This is a genomic window from Gordonia sp. GN26 (genome assembly GCF_054823965.1).
The window spans coordinates 1-15642 of record NZ_JSYC01000084.1 but is presented as its reverse complement, the minus strand read 5'-3'; the positions used below and the strand labels follow the sequence as shown (position 1 = coordinate 15642).

The 15642-nt window shown below is 68.1% G+C and carries 15 protein-coding genes; 9 read left to right on the top strand and 6 right to left on the bottom strand.

What is annotated here, in order from left to right:
• Positions 1–40 precede the first annotated feature (40 nt).
• The 4 genes from OK17_RS16895 to mptB form a co-directional block, all read right to left on the bottom strand.
• Entirely contained in the window at positions 41–1075 is a 1035-nt protein-coding gene (locus OK17_RS16895) for a COX15/CtaA family protein (RefSeq protein WP_232719319.1), read from the bottom strand.
• Positions 1072–1875 (bottom strand): ABC transporter permease, encoded by an 804-nt coding sequence (locus OK17_RS16890; protein WP_406567088.1) that lies wholly within the window; start codon positions 1873–1875, stop codon positions 1072–1074. The genes OK17_RS16895 and OK17_RS16890 overlap by 4 nt, the downstream gene beginning before the upstream one ends.
• An 11-nt stretch (positions 1876–1886) precedes the next feature.
• On the bottom strand, positions 1887–2837 hold the full coding sequence (locus OK17_RS16885) for an ABC transporter ATP-binding protein (protein ID WP_461418147.1): 951 nt from the start codon (positions 2835–2837) through the stop codon (positions 1887–1889).
• 109 nt (positions 2838–2946) lie between these two features.
• Positions 2947–4779, bottom strand: coding sequence for a polyprenol phosphomannose-dependent alpha 1,6 mannosyltransferase MptB (gene mptB / locus OK17_RS16880; RefSeq protein WP_232719500.1), 1833 nt, complete (start codon positions 4777–4779; stop codon positions 2947–2949).
• 175 nt (positions 4780–4954) lie between these two features.
• On the opposite strand from mptB, the gene OK17_RS16875 reads away from it, so the two are divergent.
• From OK17_RS16875 to OK17_RS16840, 8 genes are read left to right on the top strand one after another with little or no spacing between them, the layout of a single operon-like run.
• Entirely contained in the window at positions 4955–5758 is an 804-nt protein-coding gene (locus tag OK17_RS16875) for a helix-turn-helix transcriptional regulator (protein ID WP_232719318.1), read from the top strand.
• Positions 5755–7209: a Fe-S cluster assembly protein SufB gene (gene sufB, locus OK17_RS16870; RefSeq protein WP_232719317.1), complete on the top strand. Its 1455-nt coding sequence runs from the start codon at positions 5755–5757 to the stop codon at positions 7207–7209. The genes OK17_RS16875 and sufB overlap by 4 nt, the downstream gene beginning before the upstream one ends.
• Entirely contained in the window at positions 7209–8396 is a 1188-nt protein-coding gene (gene sufD / locus OK17_RS16865) for a Fe-S cluster assembly protein SufD (RefSeq protein WP_461418140.1), read from the top strand. The genes sufB and sufD overlap by 1 nt, the downstream gene beginning before the upstream one ends.
• 57 nt (positions 8397–8453) lie before the next feature.
• Positions 8454–9227, top strand: coding sequence for a Fe-S cluster assembly ATPase SufC (sufC, locus tag OK17_RS16860; protein WP_006866281.1), 774 nt, complete (start codon positions 8454–8456; stop codon positions 9225–9227).
• A gap of 26 nt (positions 9228–9253) precedes the next feature.
• Positions 9254–10540 (top strand): cysteine desulfurase, encoded by a 1287-nt coding sequence (locus tag OK17_RS16855; RefSeq protein ID WP_461418139.1) that lies wholly within the window; start codon positions 9254–9256, stop codon positions 10538–10540.
• Between the two features lie 2 nt (positions 10541–10542).
• Entirely contained in the window at positions 10543–11025 is a 483-nt protein-coding gene (gene sufU / locus OK17_RS16850; RefSeq protein ID WP_232719313.1) for a Fe-S cluster assembly sulfur transfer protein SufU, read from the top strand.
• Positions 11022–11432 carry a metal-sulfur cluster assembly factor gene (locus tag OK17_RS16845; protein ID WP_232719312.1) on the top strand — a complete coding sequence of 137 codons (411 nt, stop codon included), beginning with the start codon at positions 11022–11024 and terminating at the stop codon, positions 11430–11432. The genes sufU and OK17_RS16845 overlap by 4 nt, the downstream gene beginning before the upstream one ends.
• 19 nt (positions 11433–11451) lie before the next feature.
• On the top strand, positions 11452–11847 hold the full coding sequence (locus tag OK17_RS16840) for a DnaJ family domain-containing protein (protein ID WP_232719311.1): 396 nt from the start codon (positions 11452–11454) through the stop codon (positions 11845–11847).
• Between the two features lie 3 nt (positions 11848–11850).
• Here the strand turns inward: OK17_RS16840 and OK17_RS16835 are convergent, their stop codons facing one another.
• Both OK17_RS16835 and OK17_RS16830 read right to left on the bottom strand, forming a co-directional pair.
• Entirely contained in the window at positions 11851–12987 is a 1137-nt protein-coding gene (locus tag OK17_RS16835) for a lycopene cyclase family protein (RefSeq protein WP_461418138.1), read from the bottom strand.
• Positions 12988–13028: 41 nt separating this feature from the next.
• The gene (locus OK17_RS16830) at positions 13029–13844 is read right to left on the bottom strand and encodes an SDR family oxidoreductase (RefSeq protein WP_461418137.1); all 816 of its coding nucleotides are present in this window, start codon (positions 13842–13844) and stop codon (positions 13029–13031) included.
• A gap of 99 nt (positions 13845–13943) precedes the next feature.
• On the opposite strand from OK17_RS16830, the gene OK17_RS16825 reads away from it, so the two are divergent.
• Positions 13944–15572: an ABC-F family ATP-binding cassette domain-containing protein gene (locus OK17_RS16825; RefSeq protein ID WP_232715104.1), complete on the top strand. Its 1629-nt coding sequence runs from the start codon at positions 13944–13946 to the stop codon at positions 15570–15572.
• Positions 15573–15642 lie beyond the last annotated feature (70 nt).

Here is a 15642-nt window from a genome sequence, read left to right as displayed (position 1 = left end):
CGTGATCGCCGGGGGTCGTTTCTCGTTTCGTGGCTCGTGGTCAGGCCGCCGCCTCGACGCGCGGCTGATCGGTCGCCCGGGCGACCAGCACCTGCCAGGTGGCGCCGATGAGCAGCAGCGCACTGCCGAACATGTGGGCGATGACCAGCGCGACGGGCAGATCGGTGAAGAACTGGACGAAGCCGATCACGCCCTGCAGGGCGAGCAGCCCCACGAAGACCAGCGCCGAGCGCTGTTGGGGACGCGCGAAGACGCGGGCGTAGACGAGTGCTGCCAGACCCAGTCCGACGAGGACGAACACCGCGTCGGCGTGGAGCTGGGTGGCGTTGTCGGGGTCGAGTCCGTTGCGAGGAGCGTCGACGTCGCCGGCGTGCGGGCCGGAGCCGGTGACCACGGTGCCGAGGTAGATCGTCACCCAGGTGACCACGTACAGCAGTCCCGCCAGGTAGATGCCCAGTCGCCGGGTCGCCATCCCCGGGGTGTCGGTGTCGGCAGGGGCGGGCTCGGTCGGAGTCGGGTACGGGCGCATCCGGAAGACCAGTACGGTCGCCGCCGACACCAGGATCATCGACAGGATGAAGTGCAGCGCCACGACCCACGGGTTGAGGTCGGTGAGGACGGTGATGCCGCCGATCACGCCCTGGAACGGGATACCGAGCGCGATCAGGGTGACGAGCCACTTGTCGCGACGTGCCGATCCGGCATACCGGAGCACGGCGATCCAGGTGGCGATCGCGATGATGATCAGGACCCACGTCAGCATCCGGTTGCCGAACTCGATCGCGCCGTGGATGCCGAGTTCGCCGTGCGGGACGAAGGAGTCGTCGGTGCAGCGCGGCCAGGTCGGGCAGCCGAGACCCGAACCCGTGACCCGCACGGCGCCGCCGGTGGCGACGATCCCGACGTTGGAGACGAGCAGCGCGATCGCCCAGCGGTGCACGAAGCGGATCGTCGGTCGGCCGAATCCCGGGATGGACCGCCAGAACCCGCTCATCCGCCGGTTGCCGCGCTCGTCGGGGGTGACCCGGTCGGGGTCCGCCCCGTCGGGTCGTGTCGAAGTCTGCGACGTCGTCATCGGAATCGGAACCACCTCACCGCCAAGGTGCCGGCCACTGCGGCCCACACCAGCAAGACGCCCACCCCGAAGGCGTCGAACGAACCACGCGAGGCCATTTCGAGGGCCTCACTGAGCGCACCCGAGGGGATGCACCGTGCCAGGGTGTGCACGGCGCCGGGAACGTTGGAATCGACGACCACGAGGCTGCCGAGACCGATGAACGCGAACCAGAGCAGGTTCGCCAGGGCCAGGACGACCTCCGCCTTGAGCGTGCCGCCGAGGAGCAGTCCGAGCGCCGCGAAGCAGGCGGTGCCGATGATGATCACCAACGCGCCGATCAGCAGTCCGACCGCGTCGGGCCGCCACCCGAAGGCGAATCCGATGGCGCCGATGATGACCGACTGCAGGGCCACCACGATCAGCACCGCGACCGACTTGCCGACGATGATGCCCCACCGGGGGATCGGCGTGGCGCCCAGTCGTTTCAGCGCCCCGTACCGACGGTCGAAGCCGACGGCGATCGCCTGGCCGGTGAAGGCGGTCGACATCACGGCGACCGTGAGGATCGCGGGGACGAAGAGCGTGGCCCGCTCGGCCGGTCCGTCGCCGAACGTCGTGTTGATCGGTAGCAGGCACAACCCGACGAGCAGGGTGATCGGGATGAACATCGTGAGCAACAGCTGCTCACCGTTGCGCAGCAGGAGCTTGAGCTCGAGCGTCGACTGTGCGGCGATCATCGCCGGCAGGGATGCCGGACGCGGCGCCGGGCGGAACATGCCGTCGGGGAAGAGTCCGGTGCCGGGAGCAGGGGAGTTCACTGCGGGGGAGTTCACGGTCGTAGGGCCCGTCCGGTCAGGTCGAGGAAGACGTCTTCGAGACTGCGGGTCTCGACACGGAGATCGGTTGCGAGGACGTTGATCTTCGCGCACCAGGCGGTCACCGTCGCGAGGACCTGGGGGGTCATCGGACCGATGACGAGGTACGAGCCGGGGTTCGCCTCGGTGCAGTGGTAACCCTCGGGCAGCGCGAGCGTCAGCATCGACAGGTCGAGCCCGCGGGGTGCGGTGAACCGCAACTCGTTCTCGGCGCCGGTGCTGGTGAGATCGGCGGGGGTCCCGGCGGCAACCGCGCGGCCGTGATCGATGATCACGACCTGGTCGGCGAGTTCCTCTGCCTCGTCCATCAGGTGGGTGGTGAGCAGGATGGACACCCCGTCGGCGCGGAGACGGTCGACGAGTTCCCAGACGACGAGACGCGCATGGGCGTCGAGGCCCGCGGTCGGCTCGTCGAGGAACACGAGTTCGGGACGGCCGACGATCGCGCAGGCGAGCGCAAGGCGTTGCTGTTGCCCGCCGGAGAGGCGTCGGTACGACGTGCGTCGGACGTCGCTGAGACCGAGTGCGTCGAGGAGGAATTCGGGGTCGATCGGGTCGGCCGAGTAGGCGGCGACGAGCCGCAGCATCTCCTCGGCGCGGGCGCCGGGGTAGGCGCCGCCGCCCTGGAGCATCACGCCGATACGGCGGCGGAGGGCGTCGTTGTCGACGATCGGGTCGAGCCCGAGAACCCGGACGGTGCCGGCGTCGGGGGCGGTGAAGCCCTCGCAGATCTCGACGGTGGTGGTCTTGCCCGCACCGTTCGGTCCGAGAAGGGCGAGGATCTGACCGCGCTCCACGGTGAGATCGAGTCGATCGACGGCGGTTCGGTCACCGAAGGCCTTGACCAACCCGCGGACCTCGACCGCGGGGGACGCGACGGGGTCGGTCGGCGGACGATCGTTCATCCGATCGTCGTCGCTGATCTGCCGAGGAGTCGTGCTGCGCACACAGGTCAGACTAGGCGCTCGGACCCCGCGGACGAAAAACGCCGCTCGCGGGTGCGGTGGGGGATCGTCATGGCGTCGGGGCGTTCTCGGCGGGTTCCGGGGTGTCCTCCGGCGCCCCGGTTCTGCGGCGACGCCACCGACGCGGCGAGCGGTCCTCGAAGAAGAGCGCGGTGAGTGCTGCGACCATGATCACACCGGCCAGAAGGCCCTGTGCGAGAACGACTCCACTGGTGTTGGAGCTCGTGGGCATCACGACGATCGCGATGATCGCCGACGCGGCGATGGTGGAGATCCGGAACCACGCACCGGTCGCCCAGGCCGCGAGGGGGATCACTGCCCAGAGCAGATACCAGGCCTGAACGAACGGGAAGAACAGGATGAATGTGGCCATTGACACACCGAGTGCGCCGAGCGGGTGGAGGCGTCCGCCGAGGGTCGCGAGCATCCAGCGGATGATGAACAGGCCCGCGACGAGCTGGCCGACCGGACGGGCGACCTCGAGGATCGCCTGCGTGTGTTCGCCGAGTCCGAGCGTCACACCGATGCGTCCGGTGGTCACACCGAGCAGGGTCGGCATCGACATCCACGACCGCACGATCTCACCGGTCGACAGCGTGCCCGTCCAGCCGAATCCGAGCCCGGTCCCCAGCGAGATGCCGACCATCACGATGCCGAGCACCACCGCGTAGAAGCCGGCGGAGACGCAGAGGGCATACACCGACCATTTCGATCGGGACCACCATTCGCGGACCGGCGCGCGTCGAAGCGCCGGCAGCGTGGCGCCCCAGCGCATGGCCAGGGCGATCCCGACGAAGCCGAGCGCGAGCAGGGAGGCGACCTTGATCATCGCGGACGCCGCTATCACCGCGCCGCCGGCGATCAGGATCCACCCGGCTCTCGTGGGTATCAGCGTTCCCGGCTTGCGTAGCCGATCGACACCGTAGATGGCGCGGAAACTCAGTTCGAGGCCCACGAGCATCAGACCGAGCATGAGTGCCTCGTTGTGGATGCCGCCCACCAGATGCAGGATCACGAGCGGGTTCATCGCACCGAGCCACAGGGCGGCGACCGAGGACACCCCGCAGCGCTTCGCCAGCCGCGGCAACGCCCACACGATGAGCGCGACACCGAGCAGCGCGACGATACGGTGCAGGAAGATTGCCGCGGTGATGTTCGCGCCGGTCACCTTCGTGATGCCCTCGCCGATCCACAGGAAGAGTGGTCCATAGGGTGCCGGGGTGTCCCGCCACAGGTTGGGCACCGATCGCGTCAGGATGTGGTCGACGCCCAGACCTCGTACCGGGCTGACCGAGTAGGGGTCCATGCCCCGGTAGGCGATGGCACTCTGCGCGAGGTACGAGTAGACGTCCTTGCTGAGCAGCGGGGGAGCCAGCACGATGGGCGTGATCCACAGCATGAGGGTCCGGTCGGCCTGACGTCGACTCATCCGGCGTTCCGGGCTGCGCCCATGCAGGACCTCGACGCTGAACCGACCCACCGCGAAACGGCCGATCAGCAGCCACGCGACCACCAGGGTGATGGTGCCGCCGATGGAGAGGGCGAGTGCGGTGCCGAACATCCGGGACGGCAACGACAGCACGCGCATGCCGGCCACCGGGTTCTGCAGCACCGGAACCGCGCCGGTACCGAGTGCGCCGATGAGGATCAGGACGGAGCCGGTGGCGCCGAAGAGCTTGATGCGGCGAAGGCGTCGGGTCTCCGCGGCGTTGAGGGGGCCGACCTCGCGTTCGTCGTCGTGTAGGCGGGCGACGGTCTTTCCGTAGTCGCCGCGCTGCTCGGTGGCGTCGGCGTCGGGTTCGACCGGGCGCTGTTTACGTAGTCCGAGGTAGTTCAACACGGAGAGCAGGTGATTCCACACGAGTCCGAAGAAGTCCGGCACGCGGCGGCCAGCTGTGGTTTCGGGCACACGACGACTGTAATCGTCGGCGGCCGATACCTCGCGACCACCCTTTATCCGGACAATCGAGACACCGTGGCAGAATTCCATCGCTTCGCTAAGGGCACCCTTGCTGGCAGCGTGGAATCAATTACGTCACACTCGTGTTGTGAAAACCATGCGGAACGATGTTGTGCTGCCCTCGGGCAGCGGCAATGCCGTGCCCTCCGCTGGTACGGCAAGCCCTCAGCCGACCGCCGGTGCCGAACAGCACGACGGTCAGACGCGTGACGCCGTGGTGAACCTGCTCGTCGAGGACGGCCCGCTGACCGCGGGCGAGATCGGCGAGCGTCTCGGCATCTCCGCCGCCGGCGTGCGTCGTCACCTCGATGCGCTCACCAGTGCCGGGGACATCGAGGTCGCCTCGACCGGGTTCGGTCAGCGTCGCGGTCGTGGGCGCGGTCGCCCCGCGAAGTGGTTCCAGCTCACGCCGGAGGGGCGCGGCAAGATGCGCCACGCCTACGATGACCTCGCCGGTGCCGCGATGCGCAAGCTTCGTGACCTCGGTGGCCACGACGCCGTCGCCGAATTCGCGCGGGAACGAGTCGAGCGGATCGTGGCCGACGTGTCGCCGAGCACCGACCCCGTCACGGTCGCCGACACCGTCGAGGAGATCGCCGACGCGCTGACCAGCGCGGGCTATGCGACCAACACCCGGCAGGTCGGCAACGGCATGCAGATCTGCCAGCACCACTGCCCGGTGGCGCACGTCGCCACCGAGTTCCCCGAACTCTGTGAGGCCGAGACCGCGGTCTTCACCGAGCTGCTCGGTACGCACGTGCAGCGCCTGGCCACCATCGCCAACGGTGACTGCGCCTGCACCACCCACGTACCGATCCATCCGCCGCCGGAGTCTCCACCGTCTCCTCAGCACGGAACCTCACAGACACTGCCCACGACAACCCGAAAGGCCACGCGATGACCGTCACCGATCCGGCCGCCACCACGCCGACCGCCCCGGCTCCCCTCACGCAGGAAGAGACGATTGCCGCCCTCGGCAAGTACGGCTACGGCTGGGCCGACTCCGACGTGGCCGGCGCCAGCGCCAAGCGCGGACTGTCCCCGGCGGTCGTCGCCGACATCTCGGCCAAGAAGAGCGAGCCCGAGTGGATGCTCGAGCAGCGCCTCAAGGCACTGAAGATCTTCGACAAGAAGCCGATGCCGGGTTGGGGCGCCGGACTCGAGGGCATCGACTTCGACAACATCAAGTACTTCGTGCGGTCCAGCGAGAAGCAGGCCGCCACCTGGGAAGACCTGCCCGAGGACATCAAGAACACCTACGACAAGCTCGGCATCCCCGAGGCGGAGAAGCAGCGCCTGGTCTCCGGTGTCGCCGCCCAGTACGAGTCCGAGGTCGTCTACCACTCGATCCGCGAGGACCTCGAGAAGCAGGGCGTGATCTTCCTCGACACCGACACCGCGCTCAAGGAGCACCCAGAGATCTTCCAGGAGTACTTCGGCTCGGTCATCCCGGCCGGTGACAACAAGTTCTCCGCGTTGAACACCGCGGTCTGGTCCGGTGGCTCGTTCATCTACGTCCCGCCGGGTGTCCACGTCGACATCCCGCTGCAGGCCTACTTCCGGATCAACACCGAGAACATGGGCCAGTTCGAGCGCACCCTGATCATCGTCGACGAGGGTGCCTACGTGCACTACGTCGAGGGTTGTACCGCGCCGATCTACAAGACCGACTCGCTGCACTCCGCGGTCGTCGAGATCATCGTGAAGAAGGGCGGCCGCTGCCGCTACACGACCATCCAGAACTGGTCGAACAACGTCTACAACCTGGTGACCAAGCGCGCCAAGGCCGAGGCCGGCGCCACCATGGAGTGGGTCGACGGCAACATCGGCTCGAAGGTCACCATGAAGTACCCGGCGGTCTGGCTGACCGGTGAGCACGCGAAGGGTGAGGTCCTCTCCGTCGCCTTCGCCGGCCCCGGACAGCACCAGGACACCGGTTCCAAGATGGTCCACCTCGCGCCGAACACCTCGAGCAACATCATCTCGAAGTCGGTGGCCCGAGGCGGTGGCCGCGCTTCCTACCGCGGCCTGATCAAGATCAACAACGGAGCGCACGGCAGCCGCTCGACGGTGAAATGCGATGCGCTGCTGGTCGACACCATTTCCCGCAGTGATACCTACCCCTACGTCGACATCCGCGAGGACGACGTGACGATGGGGCACGAGGCGACCGTCTCGAAGGTCAGCGACGATCAGCTCTTCTATCTGATGAGCCGTGGTCTGACCGAGGACGAGGCGATGGCCATGGTGGTCCGCGGCTTCGTCGAGCCGATCGCCAAGGAACTCCCGATGGAATACGCGCTCGAGCTCAACCGCCTGATCGAGCTTCAGATGGAAGGAGCCGTCGGCTGATGGCCGATCCGACACTCCCGGTTTCGACACCGGGCTCGCATTCGCCTGTCGTCAACAAGGGTGAACTGTTCACCTCGTTCGACGTCAACGCCTTCGAGGTGCCCAGCCCTCGCGAAGAGGCCTGGCGCTTCACCCCGTTCCGCCGCCTGCGCGGTCTGCACGACGGTTCCGCACAGCGGACCGCTGAGGCGACCGTCGAGGTGACCGGAGTGTCCGAGGGCGTCACCGTCGAGACCGTCGGTCGCGACGACGAGCGTCTCGGCCAGGGCGGCGTGCCCTTCGACCGGGTTGCCGCGCAGGCATACTCGTCGTTCACGCAGGCCACGGTCGTCACCGTCGGCCGCGAGGTCGAGCTGTCCGAGCCGGTCACCATCACGGTCACCGGTCCCGGTGAGGGCGAGACCGCCTTCGGTCACACCCAGGTCCGGCTCGAGCCCTTCGCCCGCGCCGTCGTGGTGCTGGACCAGAAGGGCGGCGGAACCTTCGCCGAGAACGTCGAGTTCGTCGTCGGCGACAGCGCCGCGCTCACCGTCGTCAACGTGCACGACTGGGACGACGACGCGGTTCACGTCGTCGCCCATCACGTGCGCACCGGCCGCGATTCCGTGGTCCGCCACTTCGCGGTCAGCTTCGGCGGCAACCTCGTCCGGCTCTCGCCGATCGTCCACTACGACGCGCCGGGTGGCGACGTCGAGATGTGGGGTCTGTACTTCGCCGACGCGGGACAGCATCTCGAGCAGCGCCTGCTCGTCGACCACAGCCAGCCCAACTGCCGCTCGAACGTGGTGTACAAGGGTGCACTGCAGGGTGATACGAGCGGCGACCGGTCGCGTGAGGCGCACACGGTCTGGATCGGCGACGTGCTGATCCGCGCCGAGGCCGAGGGCACCGACACCTTCGAGCTCAACCGCAACCTGGTGCTCACCGACAACGCCCGTGCCGACTCGGTGCCCAACCTCGAGATCGAGACCGGCGAGATCGTCGGCGCCGGCCACGCCAGCGCCACCGGACGTTTCGACGACGAGCAGTTGTTCTACCTGCAGGCTCGCGGCATCCCCGAGGATCAGGCGCGCCGTCTGGTCATCCGCGGATTCTTCGGCGAGGTGATCGCCAAGATCGGCGTGCCCGAGCTCCGCGAGCGTCTGTCCGCCGCCGTCGAGCGCGAGCTCGAACTCTCCGGCGCCTGACCAGCGACCGCGTCCGACTCAGAACCTCCCACAGCCTGTTAGAGAGAACTCAGAAACATGACCACACTGGAAATCCGTGACCTGCACGTCGATGTCGCCCAGACCGACTCCGACGCCGAGCCCATCCACATCCTCAAGGGTGTCGACCTGACCGTGAAGTCCGGTGAGACGCACGCGATCATGGGGCCCAACGGTTCGGGCAAGTCCACGCTGTCCTACGCCATCGCCGGTCATCCCAAGTACCAGGTGACCTCCGGCTCGATCACCCTCGACGGCGAGGACGTCCTGGAGATGAGCGTCGACGAGCGTGCGCGCGCCGGCCTGTTCCTGGCGATGCAGTACCCCGTCGAGGTGCCCGGCGTGTCGATGTCGAACTTCCTGCGTACTGCCGCCACCGCCGTCCGCGGCGAGGCGCCGAAGCTGCGTCACTGGGTCAAGGAGACCAAGGAGGCGATGACCGCTCTGGAGATCGATCCGTCGTTCTCCGAGCGCAGCGTCAACGAGGGCTTCTCCGGCGGTGAGAAGAAGCGCCACGAGATCCTGCAGCTCGACCTGCTCAAGCCGAAGATCGCGATCCTCGACGAGACCGACTCGGGTCTCGACGTCGACGCGCTGCGCGTCGTCAGCGAGGGCGTCAACCGCTACAAGGAGCGCGACAACGGTGGCGTCCTGCTGATCACGCACTACACGCGGATCCTCCGCTACATCAAGCCCGAGTTCGTCCATGTCTTCGTCAACGGACGTGTCGTCGAGTCCGGTGGCCCGGAACTGGCCGACGTGCTCGAGGAGAACGGCTACGAGCGTTTCACCTCGGCGGCCAAGGCCGGCTGAACCAACACCCCTGGAGGTGCACGTACGTGCCACTCTCGCCTGAGACCACAACTGCGGCAGCTGCTTTCGACGTGGAGGCGCTGCGCGCGGACTTCCCGATCCTGTCGCGCACCGTTCGTGACGAGAAGCCGTTGGTGTACCTCGACTCCGGGGCCACCTCGCAGCGTCCCGTGCAGGTGCTCGACGCCGAGCGGTACTTCCTCACGCACCACAATGCGGCGGTGCACCGGGGAGCCCACCAGCTCGCCGAAGAGGCCACCGACGCCTATGAGGATGCGCGTGAGGTCATCGCGGCCTTCGTCGGCGCGTCGTCGGATCAGCTGGTGTTCACCAAGAACGCCACCGAGGCGCTCAACCTGGTGACCTACACGCTCGGCGATCCGCGTTCGGCGTCGATCCTCGGCGGATCGGCACTGGGCCCGGGCGACACCGTGGTCATCACCGAACTCGAGCATCACGCGAATCTGGTGCCGTGGCAGGAACTCTGCCGTCGGACCGGTGCGACGCTGCGCTGGTACGGAGTGACCGACGACGGTCGCATCGACCTGGACTCGCTGACCCTCGACGAGTCGGTGAAGGCCATCGCGTTCACCCACCAGTCGAACGTCACCGGTGCCGTCGCCGATGTCGGAGAACTCGTCTCGCGTGCGCAGGCAGTCGGTGCGCTCGTCGTCCTCGACGCGTGCCAGTCGGTGCCGCACATGCCGGTCGACCTGACCGCGCTGGACGTCGACTTCGCCGCGTTCTCCGGGCACAAGATGTTCGGTCCGAGCGGTGTCGGCGCGCTGTACGGCAAGACCGAACTCCTCGATGCGTTGCCGCCGTTCATCACCGGCGGCTCGATGATCGAGACCGTCACGATGGAGGTGTCGACCTACGCGCCGCCGCCCCAGCGTTTCGAGGCCGGTGTGCCGATGACCTCGCAGGTCGTGGGCCTCGGTGCCGCGGTGCGCTACCTCCAGACCATCGGCATGGAAGCCGTTGCCGCCCATGAGCATGCTCTCGTCGAGCACGCGCTCTCACGGCTCGGTGAGATCGACGGCCTGCGCATCATCGGCCCGACCACCACCGAGAACCGCGGGGGAGCGGTGTCTTTCCTCGTCGACGGCATCCACGCCCACGACCTGGGGCAGATCCTCGACGACGAGGGCGTCGCCATCCGCGTCGGCCACCACTGCGCATGGCCGCTGCACCGACGCTTCGGTGTGGCCGCGACTGCGCGTGCGTCGTTCGCCGCCTACAACACGCTTGCCGAGGTCGACGCGTTGGCCGCGGCGATCGTCAAGGCGCAGAACTTCTTCGGGGTGAACTGAGCATGCGTATGGAGCAGATGTACCAGGAAGTGATCCTGGACCACTACAAACATCCGCACGGTCGAGGACTCCGCGAGCCGTTCGGCGCCGAGGTCCACCACGTCAACCCGACGTGCGGCGACGAGGTGACCCTGCGCGTCGCCGTCTCGACCGACGGCAGCACGATCGACGACGTGTCCTACGACGGCCAGGGATGCTCGATCTCCCAGGCCTCCACGTCGGTGCTACACGACCTGATCGTCGGACAGTCGGTCGGCGAGGCCCTCGCCACCGTCGAGTCGTTCAACACGATGATGACCTCCCGCGGCAAGGATCCGGGCGACGAGGACATCATCGGCGACGGCATCGCGTTCACCGGTGTCAGCAAGTACCCCGCGCGCGTGAAGTGCGCACTCCTCGGCTGGATGGCGTTCAAGGATGCGCTTTCCCAGACGATGGACCGCCACGACACCGACAGCCATGAGAGAGAAGCGGAGTCAGCATGAGTGACGAGACAATGACCGAGAACCCGACCACGACCGACACCGCGACGACGGACACCACCGCAGCCGGTACGCCGGCAGCCCCCGCGACCTCACTGCCGGCCGTCGAGGACGTCGAAGAGGCCATGCGCGACGTCGTCGACCCCGAACTCGGGATCAACGTCGTCGACCTCGGACTCGTCTACGGCATCGAGGTCACCGATGAGGCCGTCGCCAAGATCGACATGACCCTGACCTCGGCGGCCTGCCCGCTGACCGATGTCATCGAGGACCAGTCCCGGGGCGCGCTCGTCAGCAGCGGTCTGTGTACCGACCTCGAGATCAACTGGGTCTGGCTGCCGCCGTGGGGCCCGGACAAGATCACCGACGACGGCCGCGAGCAGCTGCGAGCCCTCGGCTTCACCGTCTAGGTAACCCTTCTCGACGGCCATGACGTCGTGGTTCGAGTCCCGGGTCGAGCGGATGATCCGCGAGGCGACCGAACGCGGCGAGTTCGACGACCTGCCCGGTGCCGGCAAACCGCTCGACCTGTCGGACAGCGACGACCCCGACTGGTGGGTCAAGCGCAAGATCCGTGATGAGCACCTGGACTCCTCGGCTCTCCTGCCGGCGCCGCTCCAATTGCGCCGGGAGGCACAGGATTTCCCGGACTCGCTGCGCGACATCGCCGATGAGGCCGTAGTCCGCGACATCCTCACCGACTTCAACCGTCGAGTGCGCGAAGCCCACCTGGCGTCACGTCAGATCGCGATGCCGCACAGCGTCGTCGCGCACACCATCGATGTCGACGACATGATCGCGCAGTGGCGCGCACTGCGCCGCTGACCGTCACCCTTGTCGGCGGGCGTCCCCGGTCCATTCCGGCGTGGACATCGCGCCGCGCGCCACCACCGCTCGGGTCCGCATGTCCACGCTCCGGATGACCCGGGTCATCGCACCCATCGTCCCGGCCAGGTCGTCGCGCCGGCTGAGGTAGCTGCGCTGCGATTCGATCGGCATCGCGAAGAACGCCTCGAAGAACGCGATCGTCTGGGTGGGGCTGAGCTGCAACAAGACGCTGAGTCCGCGCAGACGTAGATTGTGGACCGCGCGGGCCGAGGCAGGCCACAATTCGGGTATTGGGTCGCGCCCCGCGGCCAGTGCGGCGACGACGCTGTCGACGCACTTCAGTGAGTAGGCGACGCTGTAACCGGTCGTCGGATTCTTGAAACCGCCTGCGGCGCCGAAGCGGAACGTCGGTTCCCGCCACGGCTGCGGCGACGACCCGGTCATCGGGAACGCCACCCGCTCGACCCGGCGGACTCCCGACGGCAGCCCGCCGAGGCGGACGTCGAGCCGACGCTTGAGCTCGTCGAGACCCAGCGCGGGCCGGCCGACCAGACAGGTCTCCTCCAGCAGGTACTCGTCGTCGCCGAGGGGCACCACATAGAGGAACGACGGTAGCGCCCGGCGGTCTACGATCCCGCCGCGCCAGTCCATCAGCAGTGCGTCGTGCCCGTCGAGATATGTTGCGGCAGTGGCCTTGTCGACGACGATGCCGTAGGCGGTCTGCCGCGGCGACTCGTGGGGGAGCGCGCCGCGGCAGTCGACCACCACGTCGCCGGTCAGGACCCGGCCGGATTTGAGATGCACTCGCGCGCCGTCGATTTCGGTGACCCGGTCGGTCACGATCTCCGCGCCATCGAGCGTCAGCGAGCGTTGCAGACCGGGGGTGTCGAAAACCGTGTAACCGCGGTCCACCTCGTCGAGAGCGGTGCCGGCTACGCCGACGCGGTCGAGTCGGGCGGCGAAGGCCGCCGGGTCGAGCCAGTCGGGGAGCTCGTCGGACCAGCAGGCGAAGGTGGACTGCCAGACGCGGTCGGGGTGGGTGTCGACGATGGTCACCGGCACCGCGGCGGCGAGCAGCCGATGTGCCAGGGCACGCCCGGCCGGTCCCGCACCCAGAACGATCACTCCGCCGACCATGCCCTCGATCCTGCCACGAACCGGCGGGACGCGGCTTCGGCCTACGCGCCGCCCGTGGCCAGGGTCCCGCCGTCGACGGCCAGGGTCTCGCCGGTGATCCAGGCCGCCTCGTCACTGGCCAGGAAGGCGACCGCGCGGGCCACGTCCTCGGGTTCGCCGATGCGCTTCATCGGATACGCCGCGGCGGCGCGGGCCTCGTTCTCGCCCTCGATGAGTCCGGAGGCGAACTTCGTGCGCACGATCGCGGGTGCGATGGCGTTCACCCGGATGTTCGGGCCCAGTTCCCACGCCAGTTCCGCGGTGAGACGGATCAGCGCCGCCTTCGAGGTGCCGTAGGCCGCGATGACCCCTGTCGATCGCAGGCCGGCCACGGAGGAGATGTTGACCACCGCGCCACCGGTGTCCTTCATGCCCGCCCGGTAGGCCTCCTGGACGAACCCGAGGGCGGCGACGACGTTGGTGTCGAAGGTCTTGCGGTAGGCCTCCAGATCGGCGTCCATCAGCGGCCCGGCGAGGGGAGCGATGCCGGTGTTGTTCACCAGGATGTGGATTCCGCCGCCCTGGGCGACGGTGGCCGCGACCGCGCCCGCCCGATGATCGGGATTGCCGGTGTTCGCGGCGAACGCCGTGACCGCCGCCGACGGCACGGCCTGCCGGATGCGCTCGGCGGCCTCCTCGAGGGGCTCGGCCTTGCGGCTGGTGATGACGACCGAGGCGCCGCGTCGGGCGAGCTCGGTGGCGATGGCCTCACCGATGCCCCGGCTGGCGCCGGTGACCAGAGCGGAACGCCCGGTCAGGTCGGACGTCTGGGGGAAGGAAGACTGGGGAAACGTTGTGGATTGCGTCACGTCCCACACCGTATCGGTCCACCGTGTCGCCGCGGGGCGACTCCACGAGGAGGTCCGCGACGGTTTCGTGGACAAACCACTGGACGCGCCCCGGTAGACTGGTCTGTCGTGATCACCGCGACCGACCTGGAGGTACGAGCGGGCGCTCGGACCCTGTTGTCGGCGCCCGGCGACGCCCTCCGTATCCAGCCCGGCGACCGGATCGGCCTCGTGGGCCGCAACGGCGCCGGAAAGACCACCACCCTGCGCATCCTGGCGGGTGAGACCGAGCCCTACGCCGGCACCGTCCGCCGTTCGGGCGAACTCGGCTACCTGCCCCAGGACCCCAAGGAGGGCGACCTCGACGTCCTCGCCAAGGATCGGGTGCTCTCCGCTCGCGGACTCGACGAGATCCTGCGCGACATGGAGAAGCAGCAGGCGCGGATGGCCGAGGCCGCCGACGACAAGCTGCGCGACAAGGCCGTCGCCCGTTACGGGCGTCTCGAAGAGCGTTTCGCCGCCCTCGGCGGTTACGTCGCCGAGTCCGAGGCCGCCCGCATCTGCAACAGCCTGGGTCTGCCGGATCGCGTCCTGAACCAGCCGCTGCGCACCCTCTCCGGTGGTCAGCGTCGCCGTATCGAGCTCGCGCGCATCCTGTTCGCCGCCTCTGACGGCTCCGGGAAGTCCGACACGACACTGCTGCTCGACGAGCCGACCAACCACCTCGACGCCGACTCCATCGCGTGGTTGCGCAGCTTCCTGATGAACCACGAGGGCGGGCTCGTCGTGATCAGCCACGACGTCGACCTGCTCGCCGACGTCGTGAACCGTGTGTGGTTCCTCGATGCGGTGCGCGGCGAGGCCGACATCTACAACATGAGCTGGAAGCGCTACCTCGACGCGCGCGCCACCGACGAGCAGCGTCGTCGCCGTGAGCGTGCCAACGCCGAGAAGAAGGCGTCCGCGCTGCGCGCCCAGGCCGCGAAACTCGGCGCCAAGGCCACCAAGGCGACGGCCGCCCAGAACATGCTCAAGCGCGCCGAGCGCATGATCGACTCGCTCGATGAGGAGCGGGTGGCCGACCGCACCGCCCGGATCCGGTTCCCGGAACCGGCGACCTGCGGCAAGACACCGCTCATGGCCTCGGGGCTGTCGAAGAGCTACGGCTCCCTGGAGATCTTCACCGGCGTCGACCTCGCCATCGACAAGGGCAGCCGCGTCGTCGTCCTCGGACTCAACGGTGCCGGCAAGACCACCCTTCTGAAAATGCTTGCAGGCGTGGAGAAGCCGGACACGGGACAGCTCGAGCCGGGCTACGGCCTCAAGATCGGTTACTTCGCGCAGGAGCACGACACCCTCGACGATCAGGCCTCGGTGTGGGAGAACATCCGCCACGCCGCGCCGGACGCGGGTGAACAGGACCTGCGAGGACTGTTGGGCGCCTTCATGTTCAGCGGCGCGCAACTCGACCAGCCCGCCGGCACCCTCTCCGGTGGTGAGAAGACCCGTCTCACCCTGGCCGGTCTGGTGTCGTCGGCCGCCAACGTCCTGCTCCTCGACGAGCCGACCAACAACCTCGACCCCGTGTCACGCGAACAGGTCCTCGACGCCCTGCGCAGCTACACCGGGGCCGTGGTCCTCGTGACCCACGATCCCGGCGCCGCTGCCGCACTCGACCCGCAGCGGGTGATTCTCCTGCCCGACGGCACCGAGGACCACTGGAGCGACGAGTACCAGGAGATCATCGAGCTCGCCTGACCTCCTTGGGTTTTGGTGGGGTCCAGCGTGCCGACACCTCCCGCTGCCTGAGCAGCCTATGAGGGTTTGT

Coding starts and splice junctions, on each gene's coding strand:
- OK17_RS16895 (WP_232719319.1), bottom strand. CDS start 1,075: ATGACGACGTCGCAGACTTCGACACGACCCGACGGGGCGGACCCCGAC.
- OK17_RS16885 (WP_461418147.1), bottom strand. CDS start 2,837: ATGAACGATCGTCCGCCGACCGACCCCGTCGCGTCCCCCGCGGTCGAG.
- OK17_RS16875 (WP_232719318.1), top strand. CDS start 4,955: ATGCGGAACGATGTTGTGCTGCCCTCGGGCAGCGGCAATGCCGTGCCC.
- sufB (WP_232719317.1), top strand. CDS start 5,755: ATGACCGTCACCGATCCGGCCGCCACCACGCCGACCGCCCCGGCTCCC.
- sufD (WP_461418140.1), top strand. CDS start 7,209: ATGGCCGATCCGACACTCCCGGTTTCGACACCGGGCTCGCATTCGCCT.
- sufC (WP_006866281.1), top strand. CDS start 8,454: ATGACCACACTGGAAATCCGTGACCTGCACGTCGATGTCGCCCAGACC.
- sufU (WP_232719313.1), top strand. CDS start 10,543: ATGCGTATGGAGCAGATGTACCAGGAAGTGATCCTGGACCACTACAAA.
- OK17_RS16845 (WP_232719312.1), top strand. CDS start 11,022: ATGAGTGACGAGACAATGACCGAGAACCCGACCACGACCGACACCGCG.
- OK17_RS16840 (WP_232719311.1), top strand. CDS start 11,452: ATGACGTCGTGGTTCGAGTCCCGGGTCGAGCGGATGATCCGCGAGGCG.
- OK17_RS16835 (WP_461418138.1), bottom strand. CDS start 12,987: ATGGTCGGCGGAGTGATCGTTCTGGGTGCGGGACCGGCCGGGCGTGCC.